Source organism: Streptomyces sp. NPDC039465 (genome assembly GCF_055639315.1).
Genome location: NZ_JBVKAP010000002.1, coordinates 351,614 through 374,313 on the forward strand (window position 1 = coordinate 351,614; position 22,700 = coordinate 374,313).

20 protein-coding genes and 2 pseudogenes are annotated in these 22,700 nt (G+C 73.1%); 13 read left to right on the forward strand and 9 right to left on the reverse strand.

Features of this window, described 5'->3' with window-relative positions; all coding sequences use genetic code 11:
• The first annotated feature begins 186 nt into the window (after positions 1–186).
• Positions 187–828, forward strand: a complete 642-nt coding sequence (locus tag ACZ7LT_RS07740; protein ID WP_471235607.1) for a GNAT family protein — start codon at positions 187–189, stop codon at positions 826–828.
• Between the two features lie 135 nt (positions 829–963).
• Here ACZ7LT_RS07740 and ACZ7LT_RS07745 read toward each other — a convergent pair whose 3' ends face one another.
• Positions 964–1,608, reverse strand: coding sequence for a response regulator (locus tag ACZ7LT_RS07745; protein WP_471235608.1), 645 nt, complete (start codon positions 1,606–1,608; stop codon positions 964–966).
• 291 nt (positions 1,609–1,899) lie between these two features.
• On the opposite strand from ACZ7LT_RS07745, the gene ACZ7LT_RS07750 reads away from it, so the two are divergent.
• From ACZ7LT_RS07750 to ACZ7LT_RS07760, 3 genes and pseudogenes are all read left to right on the forward strand, one after another.
• The gene (locus ACZ7LT_RS07750) at positions 1,900–2,862 is read left to right on the forward strand and encodes an ABC transporter ATP-binding protein (protein ID WP_471235085.1); all 963 of its coding nucleotides are present in this window, start codon (positions 1,900–1,902) and stop codon (positions 2,860–2,862) included.
• On the forward strand, positions 2,859–3,677 hold the full coding sequence (locus ACZ7LT_RS07755) for an ABC transporter permease (protein WP_471235086.1): 819 nt from the start codon (positions 2,859–2,861) through the stop codon (positions 3,675–3,677). Before ACZ7LT_RS07750 ends, ACZ7LT_RS07755 begins: the two co-directional genes overlap by 4 nt.
• A 153-nt stretch (positions 3,678–3,830) precedes the next feature.
• A pseudogene (locus tag ACZ7LT_RS07760) lies at positions 3,831–5,427 on the forward strand (sensor histidine kinase).
• On the opposite strand, the gene ACZ7LT_RS07765 reads toward ACZ7LT_RS07760, so the two are convergent.
• Positions 5,361–6,443 carry an amino acid adenylation domain-containing protein gene (locus tag ACZ7LT_RS07765; RefSeq protein WP_471235087.1) on the reverse strand — a complete coding sequence of 361 codons (1,083 nt, stop codon included), beginning with the start codon at positions 6,441–6,443 and terminating at the stop codon, positions 5,361–5,363. The pseudogene ACZ7LT_RS07760 and the gene ACZ7LT_RS07765 sit on opposite strands and share 67 nt — an antisense overlap.
• Between ACZ7LT_RS07765 and ACZ7LT_RS07770 the strand changes: the two genes are divergently transcribed.
• From ACZ7LT_RS07770 to ACZ7LT_RS07805, 8 genes are read left to right on the forward strand one after another with little or no spacing between them, the layout of a single operon-like run.
• Entirely contained in the window at positions 6,430–7,707 is a 1,278-nt protein-coding gene (locus tag ACZ7LT_RS07770) for a condensation domain-containing protein (RefSeq protein WP_471235088.1), read from the forward strand. The genes ACZ7LT_RS07765 and ACZ7LT_RS07770 overlap by 14 nt on opposite strands.
• Before the next feature lie 58 nt (positions 7,708–7,765).
• Positions 7,766–8,620, forward strand: a complete 855-nt coding sequence (locus ACZ7LT_RS07775; RefSeq protein ID WP_471235089.1) for a hypothetical protein — start codon at positions 7,766–7,768, stop codon at positions 8,618–8,620.
• Complete coding sequence (locus ACZ7LT_RS07780) at positions 8,604–9,242, forward strand: hypothetical protein (RefSeq protein ID WP_471235090.1); 639 nt, start codon at positions 8,604–8,606, stop codon at positions 9,240–9,242. Before ACZ7LT_RS07775 ends, ACZ7LT_RS07780 begins: the two co-directional genes overlap by 17 nt.
• Before the next feature lie 37 nt (positions 9,243–9,279).
• On the forward strand, positions 9,280–10,293 hold the full coding sequence (gene galE, locus ACZ7LT_RS07785) for a UDP-glucose 4-epimerase GalE (protein ID WP_471235091.1): 1,014 nt from the start codon (positions 9,280–9,282) through the stop codon (positions 10,291–10,293).
• Positions 10,294–10,305: 12 nt separating this feature from the next.
• Positions 10,306–11,502, forward strand: a complete 1,197-nt coding sequence (locus ACZ7LT_RS07790) for a MalY/PatB family protein (protein ID WP_471235092.1) — start codon at positions 10,306–10,308, stop codon at positions 11,500–11,502.
• On the forward strand, positions 11,499–12,359 hold the full coding sequence (locus tag ACZ7LT_RS07795) for an NAD(P)-binding domain-containing protein (RefSeq protein ID WP_471235093.1): 861 nt from the start codon (positions 11,499–11,501) through the stop codon (positions 12,357–12,359). The genes ACZ7LT_RS07790 and ACZ7LT_RS07795 overlap by 4 nt, the downstream gene beginning before the upstream one ends.
• On the forward strand, positions 12,356–13,120 hold the full coding sequence (locus ACZ7LT_RS07800; RefSeq protein ID WP_471235094.1) for a hypothetical protein: 765 nt from the start codon (positions 12,356–12,358) through the stop codon (positions 13,118–13,120). Before ACZ7LT_RS07795 ends, ACZ7LT_RS07800 begins: the two co-directional genes overlap by 4 nt.
• A 40-nt stretch (positions 13,121–13,160) precedes the next feature.
• Positions 13,161–13,820, forward strand: coding sequence for a hypothetical protein (locus ACZ7LT_RS07805; RefSeq protein WP_471235095.1), 660 nt, complete (start codon positions 13,161–13,163; stop codon positions 13,818–13,820).
• Between the two features lie 2 nt (positions 13,821–13,822).
• Here ACZ7LT_RS07805 and ACZ7LT_RS07810 read toward each other — a convergent pair whose 3' ends face one another.
• Positions 13,823–15,235 (reverse strand): aminopeptidase P family protein, encoded by a 1,413-nt coding sequence (locus tag ACZ7LT_RS07810; protein WP_471235096.1) that lies wholly within the window; start codon positions 15,233–15,235, stop codon positions 13,823–13,825.
• 212 nt (positions 15,236–15,447) lie between these two features.
• Here ACZ7LT_RS07810 and ACZ7LT_RS07815 point away from each other — a divergent pair, with 212 nt between their 5' ends.
• On the forward strand, positions 15,448–16,440 hold the full coding sequence (locus tag ACZ7LT_RS07815) for a LuxR family transcriptional regulator (protein ID WP_471235097.1): 993 nt from the start codon (positions 15,448–15,450) through the stop codon (positions 16,438–16,440).
• Positions 16,441–16,458: 18 nt separating this feature from the next.
• On the opposite strand, the gene ACZ7LT_RS07820 is transcribed toward ACZ7LT_RS07815, so the two are convergent.
• From ACZ7LT_RS07820 to ACZ7LT_RS07845, 6 genes and pseudogenes are all read right to left on the reverse strand, one after another.
• The gene (locus ACZ7LT_RS07820; RefSeq protein WP_471235098.1) at positions 16,459–17,058 is read right to left on the reverse strand and encodes a DUF998 domain-containing protein; all 600 of its coding nucleotides are present in this window, start codon (positions 17,056–17,058) and stop codon (positions 16,459–16,461) included.
• An 83-nt stretch (positions 17,059–17,141) separates the two neighbouring features.
• Positions 17,142–17,687: a GNAT family N-acetyltransferase gene (locus tag ACZ7LT_RS07825; RefSeq protein WP_471235099.1), complete on the reverse strand. Its 546-nt coding sequence runs from the start codon at positions 17,685–17,687 to the stop codon at positions 17,142–17,144.
• Between the two features lie 610 nt (positions 17,688–18,297).
• Positions 18,298–19,068, reverse strand: a complete 771-nt coding sequence (locus ACZ7LT_RS07830; RefSeq protein ID WP_471235100.1) for a VOC family protein — start codon at positions 19,066–19,068, stop codon at positions 18,298–18,300.
• A gap of 143 nt (positions 19,069–19,211) precedes the next feature.
• Positions 19,212–20,129 (reverse strand): annotated as a pseudogene (ligD, locus tag ACZ7LT_RS07835) (non-homologous end-joining DNA ligase).
• A gap of 50 nt (positions 20,130–20,179) precedes the next feature.
• Positions 20,180–21,409, reverse strand: coding sequence for a hypothetical protein (locus tag ACZ7LT_RS07840; protein ID WP_471235101.1), 1,230 nt, complete (start codon positions 21,407–21,409; stop codon positions 20,180–20,182).
• Between the two features lie 57 nt (positions 21,410–21,466).
• Entirely contained in the window at positions 21,467–22,675 is a 1,209-nt protein-coding gene (locus tag ACZ7LT_RS07845) for a M6 family metalloprotease domain-containing protein (protein WP_471235102.1), read from the reverse strand.
• Positions 22,676–22,700 lie beyond the last annotated feature (25 nt).

The following is a 22,700-nucleotide window of genomic DNA, read 5'->3' on the forward strand; positions in this document are numbered from 1 at the left end:
GCCGTCACGGCCGGTCCGCGATCATCCGTGTCACAGGCGGCGAGGCTGTCTCGTCTCAGGGGTCGCAGCGGGATCCGCAGCGCGCGGCGGCCCGGGGCCGCGGTCCCGGGCCTACAGATGTTGATCTTCCCGTCGCGGGACCGGATGATCATCAGACCGGCGACACGCAGGAGAACAGTGAAGGCCATACGACAGACCCTGAGGGACATCCTGGACGCCGCGGCGAACGGGCAGTTCCCCGTACCCGACGGCGGCACCACCGTCGTGCCCGCCCCGAGCCTCCGCGACACCGGAGTGCTCGCCTTCACCGCGCACTCGGTCGTGTTCACCGACGAGGACCCCGACTGGGTGCACAAGACGCTCGCCGCGCTGGACTGCGACGAGCTGGCCGCCACCATGAACCCGCGGTTCCTGAGCGCGTTCCTCGACCGGACCGGGCGCCGCACCGACACGATCGACCTCCTGACCGTCGCGCACTCCCTGCCCGGCCGACCCGCCCTGGATCTGCGGGAGATCACCGACCCGGTCCATCCCAGAGTGGCCCGGGCGCGCCGGCGCCGCGACGGCGTACGCGTGTGGGCCGCCGACGGCGGAATCCTCGTCCTCGGCCGCGGTGTCGCCGGCCGCTGGGAAACGGCGATCGAGGTGGACGAGGACGCGCGCCACCGCGGTCTCGGCCGGGAACTGGCCACCGCCGCCCGCCACCTCGTGCCCCCGGGCGAGCCGGTCTGGTCGCAGCAGGCGGCAGGCAACGCCCGCAGCGTCCGCGCCTTCCAGGCGGCGGGGTACCGCCCCGTGGGCGCGGAGGCACTGCTCCTCGCCCCCTAGAGGTACGCGCCCGCGGGGCCCGGAGCGGGTAAGCGGGCCCGGGGCCCAGCGCGGGCCAGCGGGGCCGGGCCCCAGGGCGGGGTCAGCGGGGGCGGGGGCCCGGCGCGGGTCAGCGAGGCCGGGCCCCCGCACGGGTCAGCGAGGCCGGGGCGGGACCAGGCCGGCCTCGTACGCGGCGATGGCCGCCTCCACCCGGTTGCGCGCGCCCAACTTGCCGAGCACGGCGCTGACGTGCGCCTTCACGGTGCCCTCGACCAGGTGCAGCCGGGCCGCGATCTCCGCGTTGGACAGCCCCGCCCCGAGCCCGGCCAGCACCTCACGCTCCCGTTCCGTCAGCCGCTCCAGCGGCCGGTGGGGATGGGCCGCCCGGTGCGCGCGCAGTCCGGCGATGACGCGGCCGGCCACCCGCGGGGACAGGTACGCCCCGCCGGCGCCCACCGCCCGTACCCCACCCAGCAGTTCTCTCGGGTCGTCCGCCTTCAGCAGGAAGCCGTCGGCTCCCTCCTCCAGGGCCCGGGTGACGTACTCGTCCTGGCCGAAGGTCGTCAGCATGATCACACCGACCGTCGGCAGCTCCCGGTGGAGCCGCGTCACCGCCGTCAGGCCGTCCAGGCCGGGCATCTGGATGTCCAACAGGACCACGTCCGGGCGGTGTCGGCGGGTGAGCGCGACCGCCTCGTACCCGTCGCCCGCCTCGGCGACCACCTCGACGCCCGGATCCCGGGCCAGGATGGCCCCCACCCCGGCCCGGACCATCGCCTCGTCGTCGGCCACCAGCACCCGCACCGGTCGGCTGTTCGGTGTCGTCTCTTCCACCCCGCGAGCCTAAGGCCGCCGCATGACCGCGCGAGCCGCGCACCCCGGAGATCCGCCCGCGGGGCGGGGCGCACCCCCGACGAAAGGCAGGTGGCCGCTGCCGTTCGACCGATGGGCCCGGGCGCCGCGGACTCCTAGCGTCGCTTCCGTACGAGAACACGGCGCACGAGAACGCGGCGCCGCCCATCACATCACCGTCCGTCGGCATTCCGCGTTCCGCAGGCCGCACTCAGCGAGCGACAGCGAAGGATCCCCGTGATCACCCTCCGAGGACTCACCAAACGCTACGGCGACACCCTCGCCGTGGACGACCTCACACTCGACATCCAGGCCGGCCGCGTGACCGGCTTCCTCGGCCCCAACGGGGCCGGGAAGTCCACCACGATGCGCATGATCCTGGGCCTGGACCACCCCACGCGCGGGCGGGCCCTGATCGCCGGCCGGCCGTACGCGGCCCTGCGCCGGCCGCTGTGCGCGGTCGGCGCGATGCTGGACGCCCGGGCCGTCCACCCGGCCCGTTCCGGCCGTGCGCACCTCTTCGCCCAGGCCCGGGCCAACGGCATTCCGGTACGCCGTGTGGACGAGGTGCTGGAGACGGTGGGGCTGACCAAGGCCGCCCGGCGGCCGGCCGGCACGTACTCGCTCGGCATGAGCGGGCGGCTCGGGGTGGCGGGCGCCCTGCTCGGCGATCCGGCGGTGCTGATCCTGGACGAGCCGGTCAACGGCCTGGACCCGGACGGGGTCCGGTGGATCCGGCGGCTCGTACGCGACCAGGCGGCGGAGGGCCGCACTGTCTTCCTCTCCAGCCACCTGATGAGCGAGATGCAGCTGACGGCCGACCACCTCGTCGTGATCGGTCGGGGCAGGCTGCTGAGCGACACCTCCATGACGGAGTTCCTCGCCGCCGCCTCCCCCGCGTCGGCGCGCGCCGTGGTGCCCGACCCCGAGGAGCGGGCGGCACTCGTCCGCCGTCTGATGACGGCGGACGGGGTGAGCGTCGAGGCGTCCGTGGCCGGCGAACTCACCGTCGAGGGCCGGACCGCCGCCGAGATCGGTGACCTCGCGCACCACTGCGGCGTACGGCTCCACCAACTGAGCGACATACGGGTCTCGCTGGAGCAGGCGTACATGGACCTGACCGCGCACAGCGTCGACTACGTGACGGGTGGTGCGGCTGTGACCGGTACAGGCGCGGCAGGCGAGGAGGGCCGGCAGTGACCACGACGACGACATCCGGCAAGCGGACGGGCCCGTCCGGGGCCGAGTCCGGCAGTGCGGGCCGCGGCGGGCCCGGCGGCTTCGCCGGGGCGGTCGCCTCCGAGTGGACCAAACTGTGGTCCGTCCGCGCCCCCGCCCTCTGTCTCCTGGCAGGCCTCACGATCACCGGCGTGTTCACCTTCTACTACGCCTCGATCGCCCGCATCAACGATCATCCGATCCAGCCTGTCGGGAACGCGGCGGCCGCGTCCGCCGTCCTCGCCCAGTTCGCCGTCGTCGTCCTGGCCACGGTCGCGGTGACCTCCGAGTACGCGACGGGGACCGTGCGGGCTTCGCTGCTGTGGGTGCCCCGGCGGCACCGGGTGCAGGCGGCGAAGGCACTGGTAGTGGCCGCGGTCGCGTTCGTCGCCGGCACCGCGTACGCCGCCGTGGGCACGGCGGTGGCCTGGGGGGCGTTCGACGGGCGGGCGTCCTTCGAAACCGGCACGGTCTTCGGGCAGGTCCTGGCCGTCGGTCTCTACCAGGCGCTGATCGCCGTGCTGACCGTCGGGGTCGCCTTCGCCACGCGCCACCCGGCCGGCGCGCTGTCGATCCTCGTCACGCTCCTGTGGGCGCTGCCGTCCGTACTCCTGGGGCTCGGCGGACCGTCGCTGGCGGCCGTCAACGACCATCTGCCGCACGGAGCGGGAGACCACTTCATGCGCGTCGGCGCCGAGGCCCCGCACACCCAGGTGACGGCGGTGCTGATCGTGGCGGCCTGGTCCGCCGCCGCGCACCTGACCGGCCTGTGCGTGCTGCGCCGCCGGGACGCCTGACCCCACGTCAGGAACCGTCCGGACGCCCCCGCCGCCCACCGCGTCGTCGGGCGTCCGGGCCCGTCCCGCAGAATCGACCGGGCGGATGAGGACATGCATGGGAAGGACGGTCGACGCACCGTGGGGCACACGCGCATACCAACAGCGAGGTCCATGGTCGGCGACGTGGCCCTGTGGGGCGTGCTCGCCGTCGCCACCGGTTACGGGTTCCGGGACGCGGGCGCGGCCTCACCGGTCCTGGGCCTACTGCTCCCGCTGGCCGTCCTGGCGGTGGCGGTGCCGCTGTCCCGCCGTCGGCCGGGGCCCGCCCTGTTCCTCGTCAACGGGTTGTGCGCGCTGGGCTTGGCCGACCCCGCGACGCCCGCCAACGCCCAGGTCCTCTCGCTGGCCGCCGTGAGCTGCCTGCTGGGAGCCCGGGTGGCCGCGGCCCGGGGCCCGCTGGTGGTGCTCGCCGGGTGCCTGGCCGTCGATGTCGCGATGTGCGCCGTGCTGCGGGCGCAGACCGTGTGGTGGTTCTACGCGCTGACCGTGTTGCCCGCCGCCCTTCTCCTGCCCTGGCTGGCCGGACGGCACTGGCGCGGCCGACGCGAACTCGTACGGGACGGCTGGCGGCTGGCCCGTAGCCTCGAAGAGCGACAGCATCTCGTCGCGGAACGGGCGCGGCTGACCGAACGCGCCGACATCGCCGCCGACATGCACGACTCCCTCGGCCATGTCCTGAGCCTGGTCGCCCTGCGGGCCGGGGCCCTGGAGCTCTCCCCCGACCTCACCGACCGCGACCGCGCCGACCTCGCCGAGCTGCGGGGGACGATCGGGGACGCCGTGGAACAACTGGCGGAGACCGTCGCCGTCCTGCGCGATCCGCCGGGGAAGGAAGAGGGCGCGGGCGGGGGGTTGCCGGTGAAGGACTCGGTCGAGGACCTCCTGGGCCGGGCGGTCGCGTCCGGGGTGCCCGTACGGTGGGAGCGGCGCGGGGCGGTGCCCGCACTGTCCGCCCTGGTCGAGCGCGGGATGTACCGGGTGGTGCAGGAGGCTCTCACCAACGCGGTGAAGCATGCGCCGGACGGCGCGGTCCGGGTGAGGATCACCCACGAGGCCGACCGTTACCCGCGTGAGCGTGGTGAACGCCGCCGCGCCGACGGACACGGTCGGCAACGACGTCGAAGACCCCAGGTCCGGCGCCGGGGGCCGGGGACTGACAGGGCTTCGGGAGCGGGTGACGGTCCTCGGCGGCTCCTTGCGGACCGGCCCGTACGAGGGCGGGTTCCGCGTCACCGCCGTCCTCCCCCACCAGCCGACAGCCATGGCGCCCGGAACGTACGACGGGTCCGCCCCCGGTCCGGCCGTGGACACGGACACCACCCCGGAGTCCGCCAGGCGGCTCGCCGACGCCCGGCGCGCCGCCCGCCGCCGCTCCCTCACCGCCTTCGCGGCACCTGCCGCCGCGGCCGCCTTCTTCGTGCCCGCCGCCGTCTACATGGCCTGGCAACTGACGACGAGCGTGCTGCCGCCCTCCCGGTTCGACGAGCTGAGCACCGGCCGGTCACGTACCGAACTCGCCCGGCTGCTGCCGGCCCGCGCCTTCCCCCACCCGCCCGACCACGCCCGTTTCGCACCGCGGCCGCCCGGCACCACCTGCGAGTTCTACCGCTCAGGCCGCGACCTGTTGGTACAGGTCGACCTCTACCGGCTGTGCTGGTCCGGCGACGTCCTGGTGGCCAAGGACACCGTGCCGGTGAACAGGCCCTGAACAGCCTCACGCTGCGACAAGGTTGCCCGGACCAGGGCGGCCCGGTCGACCTTGCCGTTGACGGTGCGGGGGAATGTCGCGAGCACGGTGATCCGCTCGGGCACCATGGGTTCGGGGAGCAGGTCGGTCAGCCGGTCGCGCAGGTCCGCTCCCTCGGGCTGGTCGGGGCCGGGTACGAGGGCGTAGGCGAGCAGTCCGGTGCTCGCGGAGTTGGGGACGACGACCGCCTCGCGGACGCCGGGGAGCGAGGCCAAAAGGCTTTCCACGGCGCCGAGTTCGACCCGGTGACCGCGGATCTTCACCTGGTGGTCCCGGCGGCCGACGAAGTCCAGCGTTCCGTCCGGGTTCCAGCGGACGAGGTCGCCCGTGCGGTACATCCGGGCGCGCGTGCCGTCGGATCCGGCCTCGGCGAAGGGGTCGGGGAGGAAGACCCGTGCGGTCGCCTCCTCGCGTCCGTGGTAGCCACGGGAGACCCCGGCGCCGCCGATGTGGAGCTCGCCGGTGACGCCCACGGGCACGGGCCGCTGCTCCTCGTCGAGGACGTACAGCCGCGCGCCGGGCACGGGGCCGCCGATGGTGACGGGCGCGGGAGTGTCGAAGCGTGCGTAGCTCGCCCAGACGGTGGCCTCGGTCGGACCGTATTCGTTGAACAGCGTCACGGCGTCGCTGTGGACGGCGAAGTGCCGTTCCATGAGCGGCTCGGGCAGCGGTTCACCGGCGACGGTCACCGTGCGGAGGGTGGCCGTGGCCGCGGCGCCGGTGAGTTCCACGGCGTCGAGCAGGACGGCGTAGAGGGAGGGCACGCACAGCAGGTGGGTGACCCCGTGGCGGGTGATCAGCCGGGCCAGCAGGGCGGGGTCGCGCACTTCCTGCGCGGTGGCGACCACGAGATGACCGCCCGCGGTGAGGGTGCCCCACAGGCCGGCCACGGAGGAGTCGAAAGCCAGCGGGGAGACCAGCAGGAAGACCGGCTCGCCGGGGTAGACGGTGCGGCGGGCCAGGGTGGAGGCCGCCACCGGCCCCCTCGACCTGGCGAGCCTGGAGGCCGCGTGCCACGACCTGTTGGCGCGTCACGCGTCCCTGCGCACGGGGTTCGCGCTGGATCCGGAGGGCGGGGCCCATCGGGCGTTCCGCCTCGACACCGGTGAGCTGAACGTCGAGCGGCTGTTCCGTGTCCGTCCCCTGCCTGCCGGCCGGGCGGTGGAGGACGAGGCGGGGGCGGAGCAGACCGCTCTCTTCGACCTGGCCACCGAGGCGAAGCTGCGCGTCCTGGTGCTCACCACCGGGGTGCGGACGGCCACCGTCGTCATCACCACGGAGCATCTCGTCTGCGACGGCGACTCCTTCACGGTCCTGGTCCGCGACCTCTCCGCGCTCTACAACCGCCGTACCGGCGCCGCGGCCGACGAGGCCGGCGTGCTCCCGCAGATCGAGGCGCGGTGCTGGGCCGAGGAGGAGTCGGGCCGACAGCACGCGGCCCTTCAGGAGCGCCTGGCCCACTGGCGTACCCGGCTGGATCCGCTGGAGGCGCTGCCCGAGGTGCGGCTCCCCGGGATGCGCGACCCCGAGGTCTGGCCGACGACGGCCGCCCAGTGCCACGGGCGGCTGAGCGCGGGGGCCGTGGAGCGGCTGCGCGCCGCCTGCGCGGCCGAGTCGGCGACGCTGTTCTGCGGCTTCGTCGCCGCGCTCGGCCTCGCGGTCCTTGACGACGCCGGGCACTCGGTGGCCGGCATGGTCAGTCCGGCGTCCGGCCGTCCGCCCGGGTGGGAGCACCACGTCGACTGGTTCTCCACCTCCGTCATCAACCGGTTCAGGATCAACTCTCAGTTGCCGGTCCGCGAGGTGATCCGGGCCGCGAAGCACTCGGTGGGGACGGGGCTGGCGCACGCGGTCCCGCTGCCGCTGCTGCTGGAGCACCTCCAGTACAACCGCGATGTGGAGCAGAGGTGGCGGCCCTGGCTCTACCTGGCGCTCGACACGTACGAGGACACGCCGCTGAAGCTGCGCGGCGTGAGCGTCGAGCCCGCCGCCGCGGACGTACAACTCGCGCTGCGGGCCGGGCTGACGATCCGGGTCGAGACACGGCCGGACGGGAGCGCCTCCGTCCTCCTCCAGTACGAGCGCGAGGTGTGGTCCGCCGAGCGGGCCGAGGAGTTCATGGCGACGTTCCTCCGCATGGTGGGCCTGGTCTCACACCACGGCGACCACGCCGACGGCACCAGTGTGGCCGCCCTGCTCGCCGCGCAACGGGCCGCGGACGCCAAGAGCCCGCGCCAGTAAAGGGACCGCGCGCCCGTCGACCCACGCCCCCCACTCCCCACGAAACAGGAACAGCAGCATGGTGCACCTACCCGGACCGTCGACGACCACGGTCCCGTCTGCGGCGGATGAGCGTACGCAACAGCCGGTGGTCCTGGTCCTCGACTACCCCGGTCACCGCCCCGAGGAGAAGCTGACCGGTCTCCGGCTCGAAGCCGCCGGCTTCGACGTGCGGTACGTCCTGACTCGGCCGCTGCCCCGGGACGTCTCCGCCGACGCGTACGCACGGCGGGCGCTCCAGGCCGCCGGTGAGCTGCCGCACGGCGTGCACTCGGTCCTCGCCTACTGCATGTCGGCCTCCCTCGCCCAGCACGTCGCCGTCCTGACCTCCGCGTCGCATCTGCTCTTCCTCGACGCCGAGCGGTCGACGCCCGCCGTGATCGCCGAGGAACTGCGCGCCGTGCTGCGCTCGTTCGCGCCCGGCGCCGAGCTGCCCGCATGGTGGAGCGAGGAAGCCGTCGGCCACCGGCCGGACGAGACCATGGAGCGCGTCGAGGGCCATCTCCACTCGGTGATCGCGGCCGCCCTCGCGGAGGACTCCGGCGAGGTCCACCCGGGCGAGCCCGACCCGACCGTCCTCCAGGTGGCCCGGACGATGGCCGGCACCTACCTCGACTGGCTGGCGCATCTGGTGGCCGCACACCGCGGCCCCCTCCCCGCGTTCGCCGGACACTCCGCCCACCTCGTGTCGGCCGACCACCGCCTGCCCGGCTCGTGGGAGGGGATCGCCACGCTCGACCACCACCGGGTGGCGTGCACCCGCAACAGCCTCGCGGCCGACGAGGAGGCCCGCCGGATCACCCTGGAACTCCTCAGAAGGAAAACGCTCTTCAGCAGTTCGGACGGGGGAAACACCTATGCCGAGTCCGCTTGAGCAAGCACTGCCCGCCGCGGAGCGCGGGTCGGCGACCGTGGCGACGCTCGGGCCCGCGGGCACGGACGCGCACGCCGAGGCGGAGCGGCACTTCGGCCGTGTCCTGCTCGCCGACTCCTTCAACGCCGCCATGGACCTCGGGCTGGCGAAGGGAGTCCTCGTGCTCGTCGCGGCCGGGTTCGTGGAGCGTGACGAGCAGCAGGTGGTGGACAGCTGGGTGGACATGCACTTCCGCAACCTCGACCTGATGCGGCTCGTCGCCACCTGGGAGAGCCCCACCAAGCCCATGTGCGTCGCCGTCAACCCGTCACGGGCGGCGGGTGTCGAGGAGATGCGCTCGGTGGCGATCCATCCGGCGACGGCGGCCTTCGCCCGCAGATACGCACCGCACGCCGTGCCCACCTACGTCAACGCGAAGCCGATCGCGGTGCGGTGGGCGTCCGAGGGGCGCGTCGACGGATGCATCGGCTCGCTGGACGTCGTCCAGGACAGCGCGGACCTGGAGGTGCGGCACGTCTGGCAGCCGACGATGGTGTGGTGCCTCTACGAACCGAAGGCCGGCCGCGGCCGGGCCACCGCGCCCGCGGCACCCGGTCCGTCGACCAGCGGCGCACATACTTGATCCACCTCATCCACCGCACAGATCACAGGACCCATCCATGAAGATTCTCATCGCCGGCGGCGCCGGGTTCATCGGCAGCACGGTCGCCTCCGCGTGTCTCGACGCCGGCATCGAGCCCGTCGTACTCGACAATCTCGTCACCGGCCGCAGGGAGTTCACGGCCGGACGGACCTTCTACGAGGGCGACATCGCCGACGGCCCCCTGATCGACGAGATCTTCGCCGCGCACCCGGACATCGAAGCCGTCATCGACTGCGCCGCGCTCATCGTCGTGCCCGAATCGGTGGCGCAGCCGCTGCGTTACTACACGGAGAACGTCGCGAAGGGCATCACCTTCCTGGGCCACCTGGCCCGTAACGGCTGCCGGCGCTTCATCTTCAGCTCGTCCGCGTCCATCTACGCCACCGCCGACGACTTCTCCGTCGACGAGACCTCGGCGCTGGCACCGCTCAGCCCGTACGCCCGCACCAAGGCGCTGTTCGAGACGGCGCTGGAGGACATCAGCTCCACCGGAGAGATCCGCGTCGTCTCGCTGCGCTACTTCAACCCCATCGGCGCGGACCCGAAGATGCGCTCGGGGCTTCAGGTGCGCCGGCCCACCCACGCTCTCGGCAAGATGATCGAGGCCCACCGCCTCGGCGAGACCTTCCAGATCACCGGGGTCGACTGGCCCACCCGGGACGGCTCCGGGATCCGCGACTACGTCCACGTGTGGGACCTCGCACAGGCCCACGTGCAGGCGCTGCGCCGCTTCGACTCCGTCTTCGAGGCCGGGGCCGGGGCGGGGGGCTCGTACCAGGTCGTGAACCTCGGTACGGGGACGGGCACGACGGTCCGCGAACTGCTCGACGCCTTCGCGAACGTGACCGGCGAGCCGCTGCCCGCCGTGGAGACGGACCGGCGCCCCGGTGACAACGCCGGCGCCTACTCCCGCGGGGAACGCGCCGCCGCCCTGCTCGACTGGCGCCCGCGGTACTCCCTCGAAGAGGGGATCCGGGATTCCCTCACCTGGTTCGACAAGCGCGACTCCATCATCGATACCGACGCATAGGCACAAGGTGACATGAGCCTCGACCACCCGCCGCCCCTCGACCTGGCGGCCCTCTCGGCCGGCACTCCGTCGACGGACGGTCCGCAACCGCTGTTGTCCGCCAAGTATCCGAGCGCCATCGGCGCGTGGGTGGCCGAAATGGCCTACGGCGTGGCCCGGCCGATCCACACCGCTCTGGAACGGGAGATGGGAGCCGAGACGCTCGGCTACAACGACCCCGTCAGCATCGGCCGAGCCCGCGCCTCCGTCGTCCGCTGGATGGGCGACAGCTACGGCTGGTCCGTACGCCCCGAGGCCATCGGGTTCGTCAGCGACATCGTGACCGGCTTCGGCGCGGTGCTCCGCCACTTCCTCCCGCAGGCCAGCACCATCGTCGTCCCCACCCCCGCGTACACCCCCTTCCTGACCGTGCCGCGGCTCTTCGGCCACCAGGTGGCGGAGGTTCCCGGGCTGATGGGCGAGGGCGGCCACCGTATGGACCTGGCGGGCATCGAGGCGGCGCTGAGCCGGGGCGCGCGGATGGTGGTCCTGTGCAATCCGCACAACCCGACCGGCCGGGTCTTCTCCGCGGGTGAACTCTCCGACCTGGCCGCGCTCGTGGACGCGTACGGCGCACGGGTCTTCAGCGACGAGGTCCACGCACCCCTGACGCTCACCGATGCCCCGCACGTGCCCTACGCGGGGCTAGGTGAGGTCGCGGCCGGGCACACCATCACGGCCACCTCCGCCTCCAAGGGGTGGAACACCGCGGGCCTCAAGTGCGCCCAGCTGATCTTCTCAGCCCCGGCGGATCTGCGCCTGTGGCAGGGTGTCGCCGATTTCTACCTGCGCTCCGTCTCCAGGCTGGGCGTGGCCGCGCTACGAGCCGCGTACGACGAGCCGGAATCGCGGCAGTGGCTCGCGACCGTCCGCGCCCGGCTCGCCCGCAACAGCGCGCTGGTGGGTGAGACGCTCGCGGAACAACTGCCCGAGGTCGTCTCCTTCCCCGCCGAAGCGACGTACCTGGCGTGGCTGGACTGCCGCCGGCTGGGCGTCGACGAACCCGCCGCCTTCTTCCGCGAGCACGCGGGGCTCGCCATGTCCGACGGGACGGAGTTCTCGGCGCCGGGTCATCTCCGGCTCAACTTCGCCCTCCCCGAGGGGGTGCTGCACCACGCCTTGTCCGCCCTCGTCCGCGGTGCCGACCTCCTCCAGTCCGGAAAGCGATGACACACATGACCAAGGTCCTGGTGGCCGGCTACGGCGTCATGACCCGCGGCATCATCCCCCACCTGCTCAAGAGCGGCGAGATGTCGGTCCTCCTCCACAGCCGTCATCTCGACGCCTCTCCGCACCCGGACGTCCGACTCGTACGGGAAAAGGACATCCCGGCCTGCCTGCCCGACGTCGTGATCGGCTGTTTCGAGGACGACACGCGCAGCCGGGACTTCTGGACGTCCCCCAGCGCGACCGCGGCGCTCACAGGGCGCCGCGCCGTCTGCATCGAGCTGTCCACGCTCAGTCCGGGATGGATCGACGCCTGGCATCCGCACATCCAGAACCTGGGCGGAATCTCCGTGGAGTGCCCCGTCACCGGCAGCCGTCCCGGTGCGGGAAGCGGCACCCTCTCGGCGTTCCTCCACAGCAGCGCGGACGACCCGCGGGTGGACCGGGTGCTGGGGTCGTTCACCAGCCGGCGCCATGTCTTCCGGACGGCCGGCCACCCCACCCGCTTCAAGCTCGTCTACAACGCCTGGGGTGCGGCGCTGCTCCACTCCCTCACCGCGTTCGTCCCCACCCTCAGGGACGTACTGGGCGAGGACTTCGAGGTGGCGGGCGACATCGTCAGGAGCGACGGCTGGATGTCCCTCGTCTGCGCGAGCAAGTTCGACCGCATGATCGAGGAGCGTTTCGATGACCCCGACTTCGCGCTGCGGCACATGATCAAGGACCTCGGATACGCCCGGGAGGTCCTCGGCCCCTCGCACGAGCTGCTTGACATGGTCCACCGCTCCTTCGCGCATGCCGCGTCCGTCCACGGCGGCGACGCCGACTACACGGCCGTGACCGGGACGGTGGGGCGATGAAGGCCTCGGACATCGCGAGCCTGCCGACGTACCTGGCGGGGGCCTTCGCCGACGTGACCGCGGCCTCCGTGGCGCTCTCGGGTTCCCTGTCGCGCGGGGACGCCCGGATCGCCGACGGGCGGGTGCTGTCGGACCTCGACCTGATACCGGTCGTCGACTCCGCCGACGACGTCACCCTGGCGCGCAAGCAGCTGGAGCCGGTCCTGCGGGACCTGGCCGACCACTACGCCGTCACCTGCACCGCGGCGATCACGCTTCGGGAGAACTTCCTCCGGGCCCGGCACGCCGGCTACGTCACCAGCATGCGCACCCGGCCCTTCCTCTGCGACCCGCTCGGCCTCCAGGAACACCTGGACTCCCGGGCGGACGTGGCCGGCGCGGGCGACGACCTCCTGCCGTGGCTGGCCCAGCCGGTGACGTACTACCTCGCCAAGGCGGGCACGACCCGCCCCGAGGAGAACCTCGCCAAGGCCACCGTCGCCGTCCGTCGGCTGGTGAGAGCGGCGGCTCCCGGCCGGGAGGCCGAGCTGCTCGGGCCGGAGAACGGGGAGCCGCGGGCGGAGGTGTGCCTGCGGGCCCTCGACACGGTCACCGAGACGCATCGGCTGACCCTGCTGCCCTCCTCCCGGGAGTTCCTCGCCCGGAGATCCGGGACGCACCACCCCGAAGAAACGTTTCACACCGTGCGGGACCGCGCGTTCCTCGAAAACCAGGGCCTGCCGTTCGCACTGTCCGCGATGGCGGCACGGCCCTCCGCCTGAGCGAACCGAGAGCCCCGACAGACCTCGAGAAGAGCCCCACATGACCCTGAGCCTGCCCAACTCCTTCTCCTGTACGTCCCGTACGGCCGTCCTCGAGAGCGAGGACCCCATCGACTTCCGGCCGCTGGCCCAGCCCGGCCTGCCGGAGCGGATCGCCGACCGGCTCGTGACGCGGCGCTTCCTGGTGACGCGCTCCCACGTCCGTTCCACGGTGTCCGAGGATCACGCCATCGACTTCAGCGAGACCCTGGTCAAGATCCCCGTCCGGACGGGAGAGCTACGCCACCTCTTCCCCGTGGTCACCTACGTCGACCACGAATACTCCCTGATCCGCGGCTACCTGCTCGGCTTCCACAAGCTGCTCGCCCCGCCGGCCGGTGACGGCGAGCGGTGGACGACCCGGATGCCCGGCTTCGACGTCGACCTGCGCGCCGACGGCGGCCTGCTCGGTGACGAAGCCGACCTGCCGCCCGAGCAGTCCCATCCTTTCCTGCTCTGGACGGACTACGAGGTCGGCGACGCGCGTTCGTACGGTCTGCGCACCCTGACCGTCGAGCGGTACGAGCGGCAGCACGTCGGCTTCCTCCGCCCGGCCCGGCCCGAGAACCAGACGGCCGCCAACGGCACGGCGCGCGTCGCCTCCCTCTACGAGATCGAGGACCGCTTCGACCTCACGGGAGTCGAAGCGGTCGACGGCTGAGCTCAGCCCGCGAACTGGTCCATCCACGCCTCGACGTCGTCCGCCGAGCGCGGCAGGCCCGCCGACAGGTTCTCGTGACCGTCCTCGGTGACGAGCAGGTCGTCCTCGATCCGGACGCCGATGCCGCGCCACTCCTCGGGCACAGTGAGGTCGTCCGGCTGGAAGTACAGGCCGGGCTCGACGGTGAGCACCATGCCGGGCTCCAGCACGCCGTCGACGTACTCCTCGTTGCGCGCCTGCGCGCAGTCGTGGACGTCCAGACCGAGCATGTGGCCGGTGCCGGCCATGGTGAAGCGGCGCTGGAGGCCGAGCTCGTACGCGCGATCGGCCGGGCCTTCGATGAAGCCCCACTCGACGAGCCGGGCCGCGAGGTGGCGCTGGGACGCCTCGTGGAAGTCGCGGTACGCGGCGCCCGGCTTGACGGCGGCCATGCCGGCCTCCTGGGCCTCGTACACCGCGTCGTAGATCTCGCGCTGCAGAGGCGTGAAGGTCCCGCTGATGGGGAGCGTGCGGGTGACGTCGGCAGTGTAGAGGGTGTGCGTCTCCACTCCGGCGTCGAGCAGGAGCAGGTCCCCGGGGCGCACCGGGCCGTCGTTGTCCGTCCAGTGCATGATCGTGGCGTGGTCGCCCGCGGCGCAGATCGAGCCGTAGCCGACGGAGTTGCCTTCGAGGCGTGCGCGGCGGAAGAACGTGCCCTCGATCCACCGCTCGGACGACGCGATGGCCTGGGAGAGCTCTTCGATCACGTCCGTGAATCCGCGCACGGTGGAGTCCACGGCCTTGCGGAGCTCGGCGACCTCCCATGCGTCCTTGACGAGGCGGAGGTCGCTGAGCGCCTCTTCGAGTTCGGCGTCGCGCTCCTCGTCGGTGGTGACGGCGGCTTCGAGGTGGGGGGCGATGCCCCGGACGATCCGGGTCGGCGCGCCGGAGGCGGCGGCCAGGTCCTGGGCCGCCGTGCGGACGTCGCGGCAGGGCAGGCCGAGGACGAGCTCGGACTCGGCGAGGGAGCGGCGCCGGCCGGTCCACAGCTCCGCCGTGGCGCCGGTCCAGAATTCGTCGTTGTCCCTGCTGTCGCGCGGCAGCTGATAGCAGTAGGCGTCGTGGCCGCCGTCAGCGCGGGGTTCGAGGACGAGCGCGCCGTCGCGGGCCTGGTCCCCGGTCATGTGCACATAGCCGGAGTACGGCCGGAAGGGGTACAGGTCGTCGTTGGAGCGGACCTTGAGACTGCCCGAGGGGATCACGAGGCGTTCGCCGGGGAAGCGCGCCGAGAGCGCGGCGCGGCGGCGGGCCGCGTACGGGGCCTGCTCGTCGAGCCGCAGGTCGCGCCGCTCGGTGTCCGCCCAGCCGGTCCGCATCAGAGCGGAGAGCTCCTCGGAGATCCCGGAGTAGAGACCGTTCTTTCGGCCTTTCGCCACGTCATACACCTTCTTCTGGGTGGATTCCTCAGCGGAGAGGGGCAGCGGGAACCGTACGGGCAGGCCGGGTTCCCTCCCGGTGCGGGCCGGGTGCCCTCGCTGCCGGCGCTTTCGCCGGCGGCTCCCGGACGGTATCCCGCACCGCGCGCGCCGGGTGCCCAGAAGTGCCACTGGCACAGATCGGCCACGGCCAGGGTCGGGAGCCGTTCATAATGCGGCCTGTGACGAACGCGAAACTCGGTGAGGCCCTGCGGCTTCTGGGCATCGGCCAGGCGGCGAGCCAGGTCTATCTGGCGCTGCTGGAGCTGGCCCCCGCGCCGCTGAGCACGATCGGCACGGCGGCCGGTCTCGACGACGCGGAAGTGGCCGCGGCGTACGGCGCGCTGGTCGACGCCGGCCTGGCCAGCGCCGCGGAGGAGGGCGCGGATGTGGTGGCGCCGGTTCCGCCCGCGGCGGGTCTTGAGATCCTCGCCCGGCACCGGGCGGCCGAGGTCGAGGAGTCGCGTATCACCGTCGGGGGCGCGTTCGAGTCGTTCCGGCGCCAGCGGCTGGCCGCGTACAACGGCCATCTCGTCGAGGTCGTCACCGGCGACGCCATCGGCCCACGGATCCGTCACGCGTGGGCGAGCGCCCGCGAGCAGATCCGGCAGTTCGAGTCACCGCCGTACTTCCCCTTGCCCGGGGCCACCGACGACGCGCTGGCCACGCTGGCCCGAGGGGTGACGCAGCGCGTCGTGTACTCGCGGGCGTCCCTGGAGCATCCGGGGCATCTGAAGAATGTCATCGAACCGTGCATCAGGGCCGGGGAACAGGCCAGGGTGCTGCCGTCGGTGCCGGTCAAGCTCGTGATCATCGACGAGGCGTACGCGCTGGTGTCGTTGTCGATCAAAGAGGCCGACGTGCACAACACGATGCTGGTGGTGCAGCCGTGCGGTCTGCTCTCCGCGCTCGTGGCGCTGTTCGAGCAGTCCTGGCAGAACGCCCTGCCGTTCCATGGCCGCACCACCCGCCCGGGTGGCCTGTCGCCCGCCGACCGCCGCCTGCTGTGGCTCCTCGCGGGCGGGGCGAGCGACGAGGTCATCGCCCGTGAGATGGGGATCAGCCGCCGGACGCTCTTTCGCCGTGTGCAGATTCTGATGGCCCAGCTGGGCGCCGCGAGCCGCTTCCAGATGGCTTTGCAGGCGCAGCGCTGCGGATGGTTGTGACCGGCGAGGTGGATGTCGTCATGTCGGGGATCTGCCGTTGGCGGGGTGGCGGAGGCAGGAGGTGACGACGAGGAAGGGCCACAGCGACTGGATGCAGGTCACCAGGCGTTCGGCGACGCCGGGGGCGCCGTGCCCCTGCATCTCCCAGACGAACCAGCCCGCGCCGAGCGCCATCACCGCGGTCGCCGCGAGCGAAGGCAGGGGCCGCAGTCCCCACGGTGCGGCATCCCCGCGGACGGCCGCCAGCACCGGCCACACCGCGAGCAGGGTGAAACCCACCACGGCGACCGAACCATGGCGCAGCGAACCGCCGCTGCTCGGCGCCGGAACCAGCACCACGCCCAGCGCCGCCACTCCGCCCCCGCCCAGCGCGACACGTCCGGCGAGCGCGGCCGGCCGCAGCCCCAGCGCCGTCAGCAGATGACAGGCGCCCAGCCCGAGCAGTGCCAAGGTCATCACCCAGAACCCTGCGGCCCCGTACGCGGCCAGGACGCTGATCGTCTGGGTGGCGGGATCGTAGGTGGGCCCCTCAAGGACTGCCGCGACCGCCCAGCCTCCGGCCAGCAGGAGAGGGGCACACCCCGACGAAACAAGGGCCCACCTGGGAACAGCTCGCATCGGCCCACCGTAGAGCGCTCCTTCGGTCCTCCGCCGCGCACGCGCGGGCGGGCGGAATCCGAATGGGTGACCGACCGTCCGGGTCAGCGGGCGGGGGTGGGGCGGTCCGCTCGGTAGATGTAGTGGGCGCGGTCGTCGACGGGGTTGTCCGGTTCCAACGAGGCCTCGGCGACGCGGCGCAGGCCCGCCTTCTCCAGTACGCGCCAGGACGCGCGGTTGGCCGTGTGCACGGGGACGATGACGGCGGTGGCGTCCGGATGGTCGGTCCAGGTGGCCGCGACCACGGCCTGGATCATGCGGGCACCGTGCCCCTGACCGGTCAGGCGCGGATCGCCGATGAGGTAGTCGAGGGACACTGCCCCGTCGGGTACGTCGACCGCGGCGGCCAACTCCGCGAGATATTCGGGATAGTCGACGAGCCGGCAGCGCTGTACGAGGCCGATCGGCTCGCCGTCGAGCATGACGAGCAGGTCCTCGGACGGTTCCAGGCCACGGGCGGCGGGGCCGAAGTCGCGGTCGACGCCTTCGGGGGACGCGTCGTGGTTCCACCATCGTGCTACGTGCGGCTGAGCGAGCCATCTGCCGAGGAGGGGAAAGTCTGCTTCGCCGATCCGGCGCCAAGTAATCACGGGGATACCTCTACCGAGGAACGGGCCCCTGCACCACCGACCACAATCGGACAATCGCAGGATGTGCGCCGGAAGTCCGGTGGACGAGCCCACGAGTCCGAAGGCCTGCCACTGCGCACGTGCGGAGCGCACGTGCTGTTCACGGTGACCTCGAGGGCTGGGTCGGCGATGTACCCGCCGAAGGGACGCGGGCAGCCGCACACCCCCCCCCGTACGGAGGCGAGCGTGGTGGGCACCGCGTGGTGGAGCGGGAGGAGTGGCACACCGAGGACGCCCACATCGCGTCACGCCCTGACCACCAGGTCTACGGCCGCGCGATGCGGGTAGACGCAGCCTCGACCCGCTGAACGAGACCTGGGGAACGACTCGGGAAGGACCGCCGCCATGGGCACTCCTCCGGACGATCCGGTGCCTCCCAACCCCTCTCCCGCTCCGGGGCCCGCGCCGGACCCCGGGCCGCTGCCGGGGCCGGTCCCCGCTCCGGGGCCGGACCCGGTGCCCCCGGCGCCTCCGCAGCCGGAGCCCGATCCGCAGCCGTCGCCGGGCCCCCGGCCCGAACCCCGGCCCCAGCCGGGACCGCTGCCCGGGCCGGTGCCGGCGCCGGAGCCCGTCACCCGGTATCAAGGGTGAACAGGCCGCCGTCCGGGTCCCGGATCGTCACATGGCGTCCGGCGCCCTCTTCGGGGCCGTTGACCGTGCTGCCTCCGTTCTCCAGCGCGAGCGCGACCGCCACGTCGAGGTCCGGGACCTTGAAGTGGACGAGCCAGCGGGGCCGCAGCTGGGGCTTGGAGGCCGCCTCCTCCACGGGGCCGCTGTTCAGCCGGGCCACGGGGGTTCCGTGGTGGCGGAGCACGACCCGGTCCTCCTCGTAGGAGACGTCACAGGCGCTCTCGGTCTCGTCCCCCTTGCCCCAGTCCAGTACCTCGCCGTAGAAGATCGCCGCGTCGAAGGCGTTGGCCGTGTGGAGCTCCAGCCAGGCGGGCGACCGCTCGCCGACGCTCCACTCGGCCAGGACGCCGCCGTCCCACACCCCGAACGTGGCTCCCTCCCGGTCGGCCACCAGAGCGGCCCGGCCGCCCGGCGGGAAGGAGACGGGCCCCACCCCGACGGTGCCGCCCCTCTCGCGCACCCGCGCGACCGCCGTGTCCGCGTCGTCGACGGCGAAGTACGGCGTCCACGCCACCGGTACCGCGAGCTCCCCGGCCAGGGCCCCGATCCCGGCCACCGGCACACCGTCGGCCTCCGCCACCGAGAAGGCCCGTCCGAAGCTGCCTTGCCGGAACGACCAGCCCAGCACCGCTCCGTAGAAACGCTCCGCCTGCCGCCGATCGCGCGCCGTGAGACTCAGCCAGCAGGGAGCCCCGATCACGTCGGCTGCCATCAGCACCACGGTCTTCCTCCCTCCGCGCCGCGTGGAGATCCCTCATGGTCCACCGGGCCCGAGGTCCATCCGGGTCTAACCGGGCAGGTGCCCCTCCTGGCCGGTCCCATGCGGGCCAGGGCCACTTGGCGTGCGGCTGCCTTTCAGCCGCCGCCAGTCAGGACGGCCAGGCGCCGGCGGGCGGGGTCGAGGGACCGGCCGCGCGGCGCGCCGCGCCAGGGGTTGTCCTTGAGGAGCTGGTCCACGGTGGACAGGGTCCACCGCCGCGCGCTCAGGTCGGGATCGTGGAGGTCGTCCCAGGTCAGGGGTGCGGCGACGGGCGCGCCGGGGCGGGCGCGTACGGCGTAGGGGGTGACGGCCGTCTGCGCGTAGGCGTTGCGCTGGATGTCGAGGTAGAGGCGGCCGCCGCGCGCCTGTTTACGGGGCGCGGTGGTGAGCTCTTCCGGGTGGCGGGCGGCCAGCAGCTCGGCGACGTCGCGGGCGAAGGCCCGGACGCCGTCGAACGCCTCCCGCCCGTCGAGGGGGACGAGGACGTGCAGGCCGCGCGAGCCGGTCGTCATGAGCAGGGACGGCAGCTACAGCTCGTCGTGCAGGAGCTCACGCAGGGCCAGAGCCGTCCGCCGGACCAGGTCGAAGTCGTCTCCCGGCGGATCGAGGTCGAAGACCAGCCGGTCCGGGAAGTCGGGCCGGTCGGCCGTGGAGAGGAAGCGGTGGGGTGTGATGCAGGCCTGATCCACGAGGTGGAGGAGGGTGGCGGAGTCGTCGCAGATGGCGTACGTGACGGTGCCGCCCTCCTTGGGCAGCTCGGCCCGGTGGATCCAGTCCGGGAAGTGGTCGGGAACCTCCTTCTGCATGAAGCCGGGGCCCTCGATCCCGTCCGGGTGGCGTTCGAGCATCAGCGGCCGGTGCCGCAGGTGGGGCAGCATGCGCCGGGCGACGCGGCGGTAGTAGTCGGCGAGGTCGGCCTTGGTGATGCCGTCCTCGGGGAACAGCTCCTTGCCCGGACGGCTCAGTTCCACCGTCCGCCCGCCGACTCGGATGCTCGTGACGTCTCCACCCATCCGTCCCGCCTCCGCCTTCGCCCGGGGCCCTCCCCGGTACGTTCCCGCGGCTACCCGGCGCTCCGGCTTCCACCCCTGCCTACGGGCAGCGCACGCCGTACGGAACGGGGGGTCCGCGCTCCGAGTCCCGCGCCGATCACCCCGAGGGTGAGGCCGAGCACCGGGAAGATGCCGAGACAGAAGGACAGGGCGTCGGTCAGGTTCACGCCGAGGGGAGCCGGATCGCCCTCGCCGAGGAGCAGGGCGCCGTCGATCGCGTGACGGCGCATCCCCTCGGCCAGCCAGAGGGTGTAGGTGAGCGGCACGAGGGCGATCACGGTCCAGACGGCGGCCTGCAGGCCGGCGCGGAACGACCGGCCGGCGCGCCGTGCGGCGAAGGCGGGGACGAGGAAGACGGCGACGGGAGTGAGCGGGAGCAGGAGGATCAGCAGGAGCACGAGCGGGAACGGGGGGTCCATGCCGTCGAGGCGGATCGCCAGCAGGAACCAGCCCACGAACACGACCGCGGCGGCGGCACCGAGGTGGGGCGCGAGCCCCGTGCCCAGGCAGCGTGGCGCCGCCACGGCGAGCCACAGGCAGCCGGCCAGGGCGGCGGCGAGGCACACGGCCGCAGCGGGCGGCAGGTACGCGGCCGCGGCCGGCTCGCGGCGCAGGAAGGCCACGGTTACGGCGATCGACGCGGCCACACCGCCGGTGACCAGGATGGTCCCGGCGGGCACCGGCAGCCGCGGCCGGCGCGAGCGCGCGACGGCCAGCACCAGCCCGGCCCCGACCAGCCCGGTGAAGGTCACCGCGAACACCTTCAGCCCCGGCGCGGCCGCCTCGGCGACCGGCCCGGCGGCCCAGGCCGCTACGACGGCCAGGGCGGCCGTGAGCACGAGGAGCGGCAGGCCGCCGGCGAGGCGCGGCCACAGCGTGGCCCGTACGCTGCGGCGCGCGAAGCGCCACCGCTCCACGCGCCCCTCCACCGCGGCCAGTTCGGCGGTCATCGCCCTGCCGCACTCCCGGCGGTGTTCCGGCAGCGCCGCCACCGCGACCGTGAGCAGCCGCTGCGGCGGGTCCATGGCGGCCATCCGGGAGCCGGCCGCCTCCCACCAGTGGCGCAGCACGATCCGGGCGGTGAACACCCAGAGCAGCGGCGGTCCCGCGAGGTACACGACGGCGGCGGTCGGCGTCGGGAGCGGGTCGCTGTGGGCGAGCACGATGCCGTAGAACACCGCCCATGCCGCCAGTACGGTCGCGGTGGTGACGGTCCGGAAGCTACGGAGGGTCCACCTCATGCGCCGACTCTATAGAGCTGGGGATACGTTGCCGAGCGCGGGCCGAGGGCCGTCCGCTCAAGCGCCTCCCTGGGCTCTGAGCCGGACCACGTCTCCCGCCGCGCCGCCCGCCTGGACGTCGATGCGTGTGCCGGTCGCGGGATCGGTGAAGGACTGGCCGGGGGTGTACGCGCCCATGTCCAGGGGTGTGCAGCCGGTGGGCGGTGTCGCGGCCGGGTTGCCGTTCATGACCCGGACGGGGCCCTCGCCGGTCGCGGTGGCGGAGTCGATCCGGTAGATCAGGACACCGGTCGAGCAGGCGGATCCGTCGACGCCCCGGGCACGACGGGACTCGGCGACGTACGCCGTGGTCCGGCCGGTGCGGATGACCGCGATCTTGGTGCCGCCGGGGCGTTCCACCGGAGTGAGCCGTACCGTGCGCTCGCCGGTGCCCGGCAGGCAGGCGACCTGGCGGTCGCGGATCCAGCCGAGTTTCCAGGAGTGCCAGCCCAGGAACTGCGGGGCGCGGCCCGCGATGTTGCCCATCACGTCCCAGCCGCCGGCGAAGCGGTGGGTCTCACCGGTGAAGGCGTACAGGTCGGGCAGACCGAAGGTGTGGCCGGTCTCGTGGGCGACGACCTTGTGGCCCCAGCGCCACATGTCCTGGCCGAAGGTGACGGCCCACTTCAGGCGGGTGCCGTCGGCGACGATCCCGGGGGCGGCCGGGTCGTAGAGGTAGGTCGGCGAGAAGGGGATCGCGGTCGCCTCCTTGGCGGGGACGACGTAGACCATGTCGTAGCGGGAGAAGTCCGCGTGGGGGTCGGCCGCGGTGATCGCGTCGCGGACGTACCGCTCGTGGGCCTCGAAGGTGAGGCCGCGTGCGAAGTCGTACGAGGTGGAGGCCTTGGGCATGCGGATCCAGCGGTGCAGCGGGGTGACGTCCAGCCGCAGGCGTCCGTAGCTGGCGGTGCTCATCCACCGGGCGGCGGGGGCGAGTTGGGCCGCGTACCCGTCGGTGGGTGCGGTGGCCTGCGCGTCGGGGAAGTCCACGAACAGCGTCAGCACGCGGCGTGTGCCGGTGGACGGCTGGAACTGCACGCGGTCGGTGTCGTGCCCCTCGTCGGTCCAGCCGGTCGCGCCCGGCAGCGCGCAGGCGGCGGCCGGGGCGCCGGAGCCGGCCGGCCCAGGGGGTGGGGTCGCGGTCGCCGGGGTGGCGGTGGCCAGGCCGGCCAGCAGGAGGGTCAGTGCCGCGGTGAAGGGGCGCGAGCGGCGGGGCAGTCTGGGCATGTGTCTCCCTCGGGGCGTGGAGGTG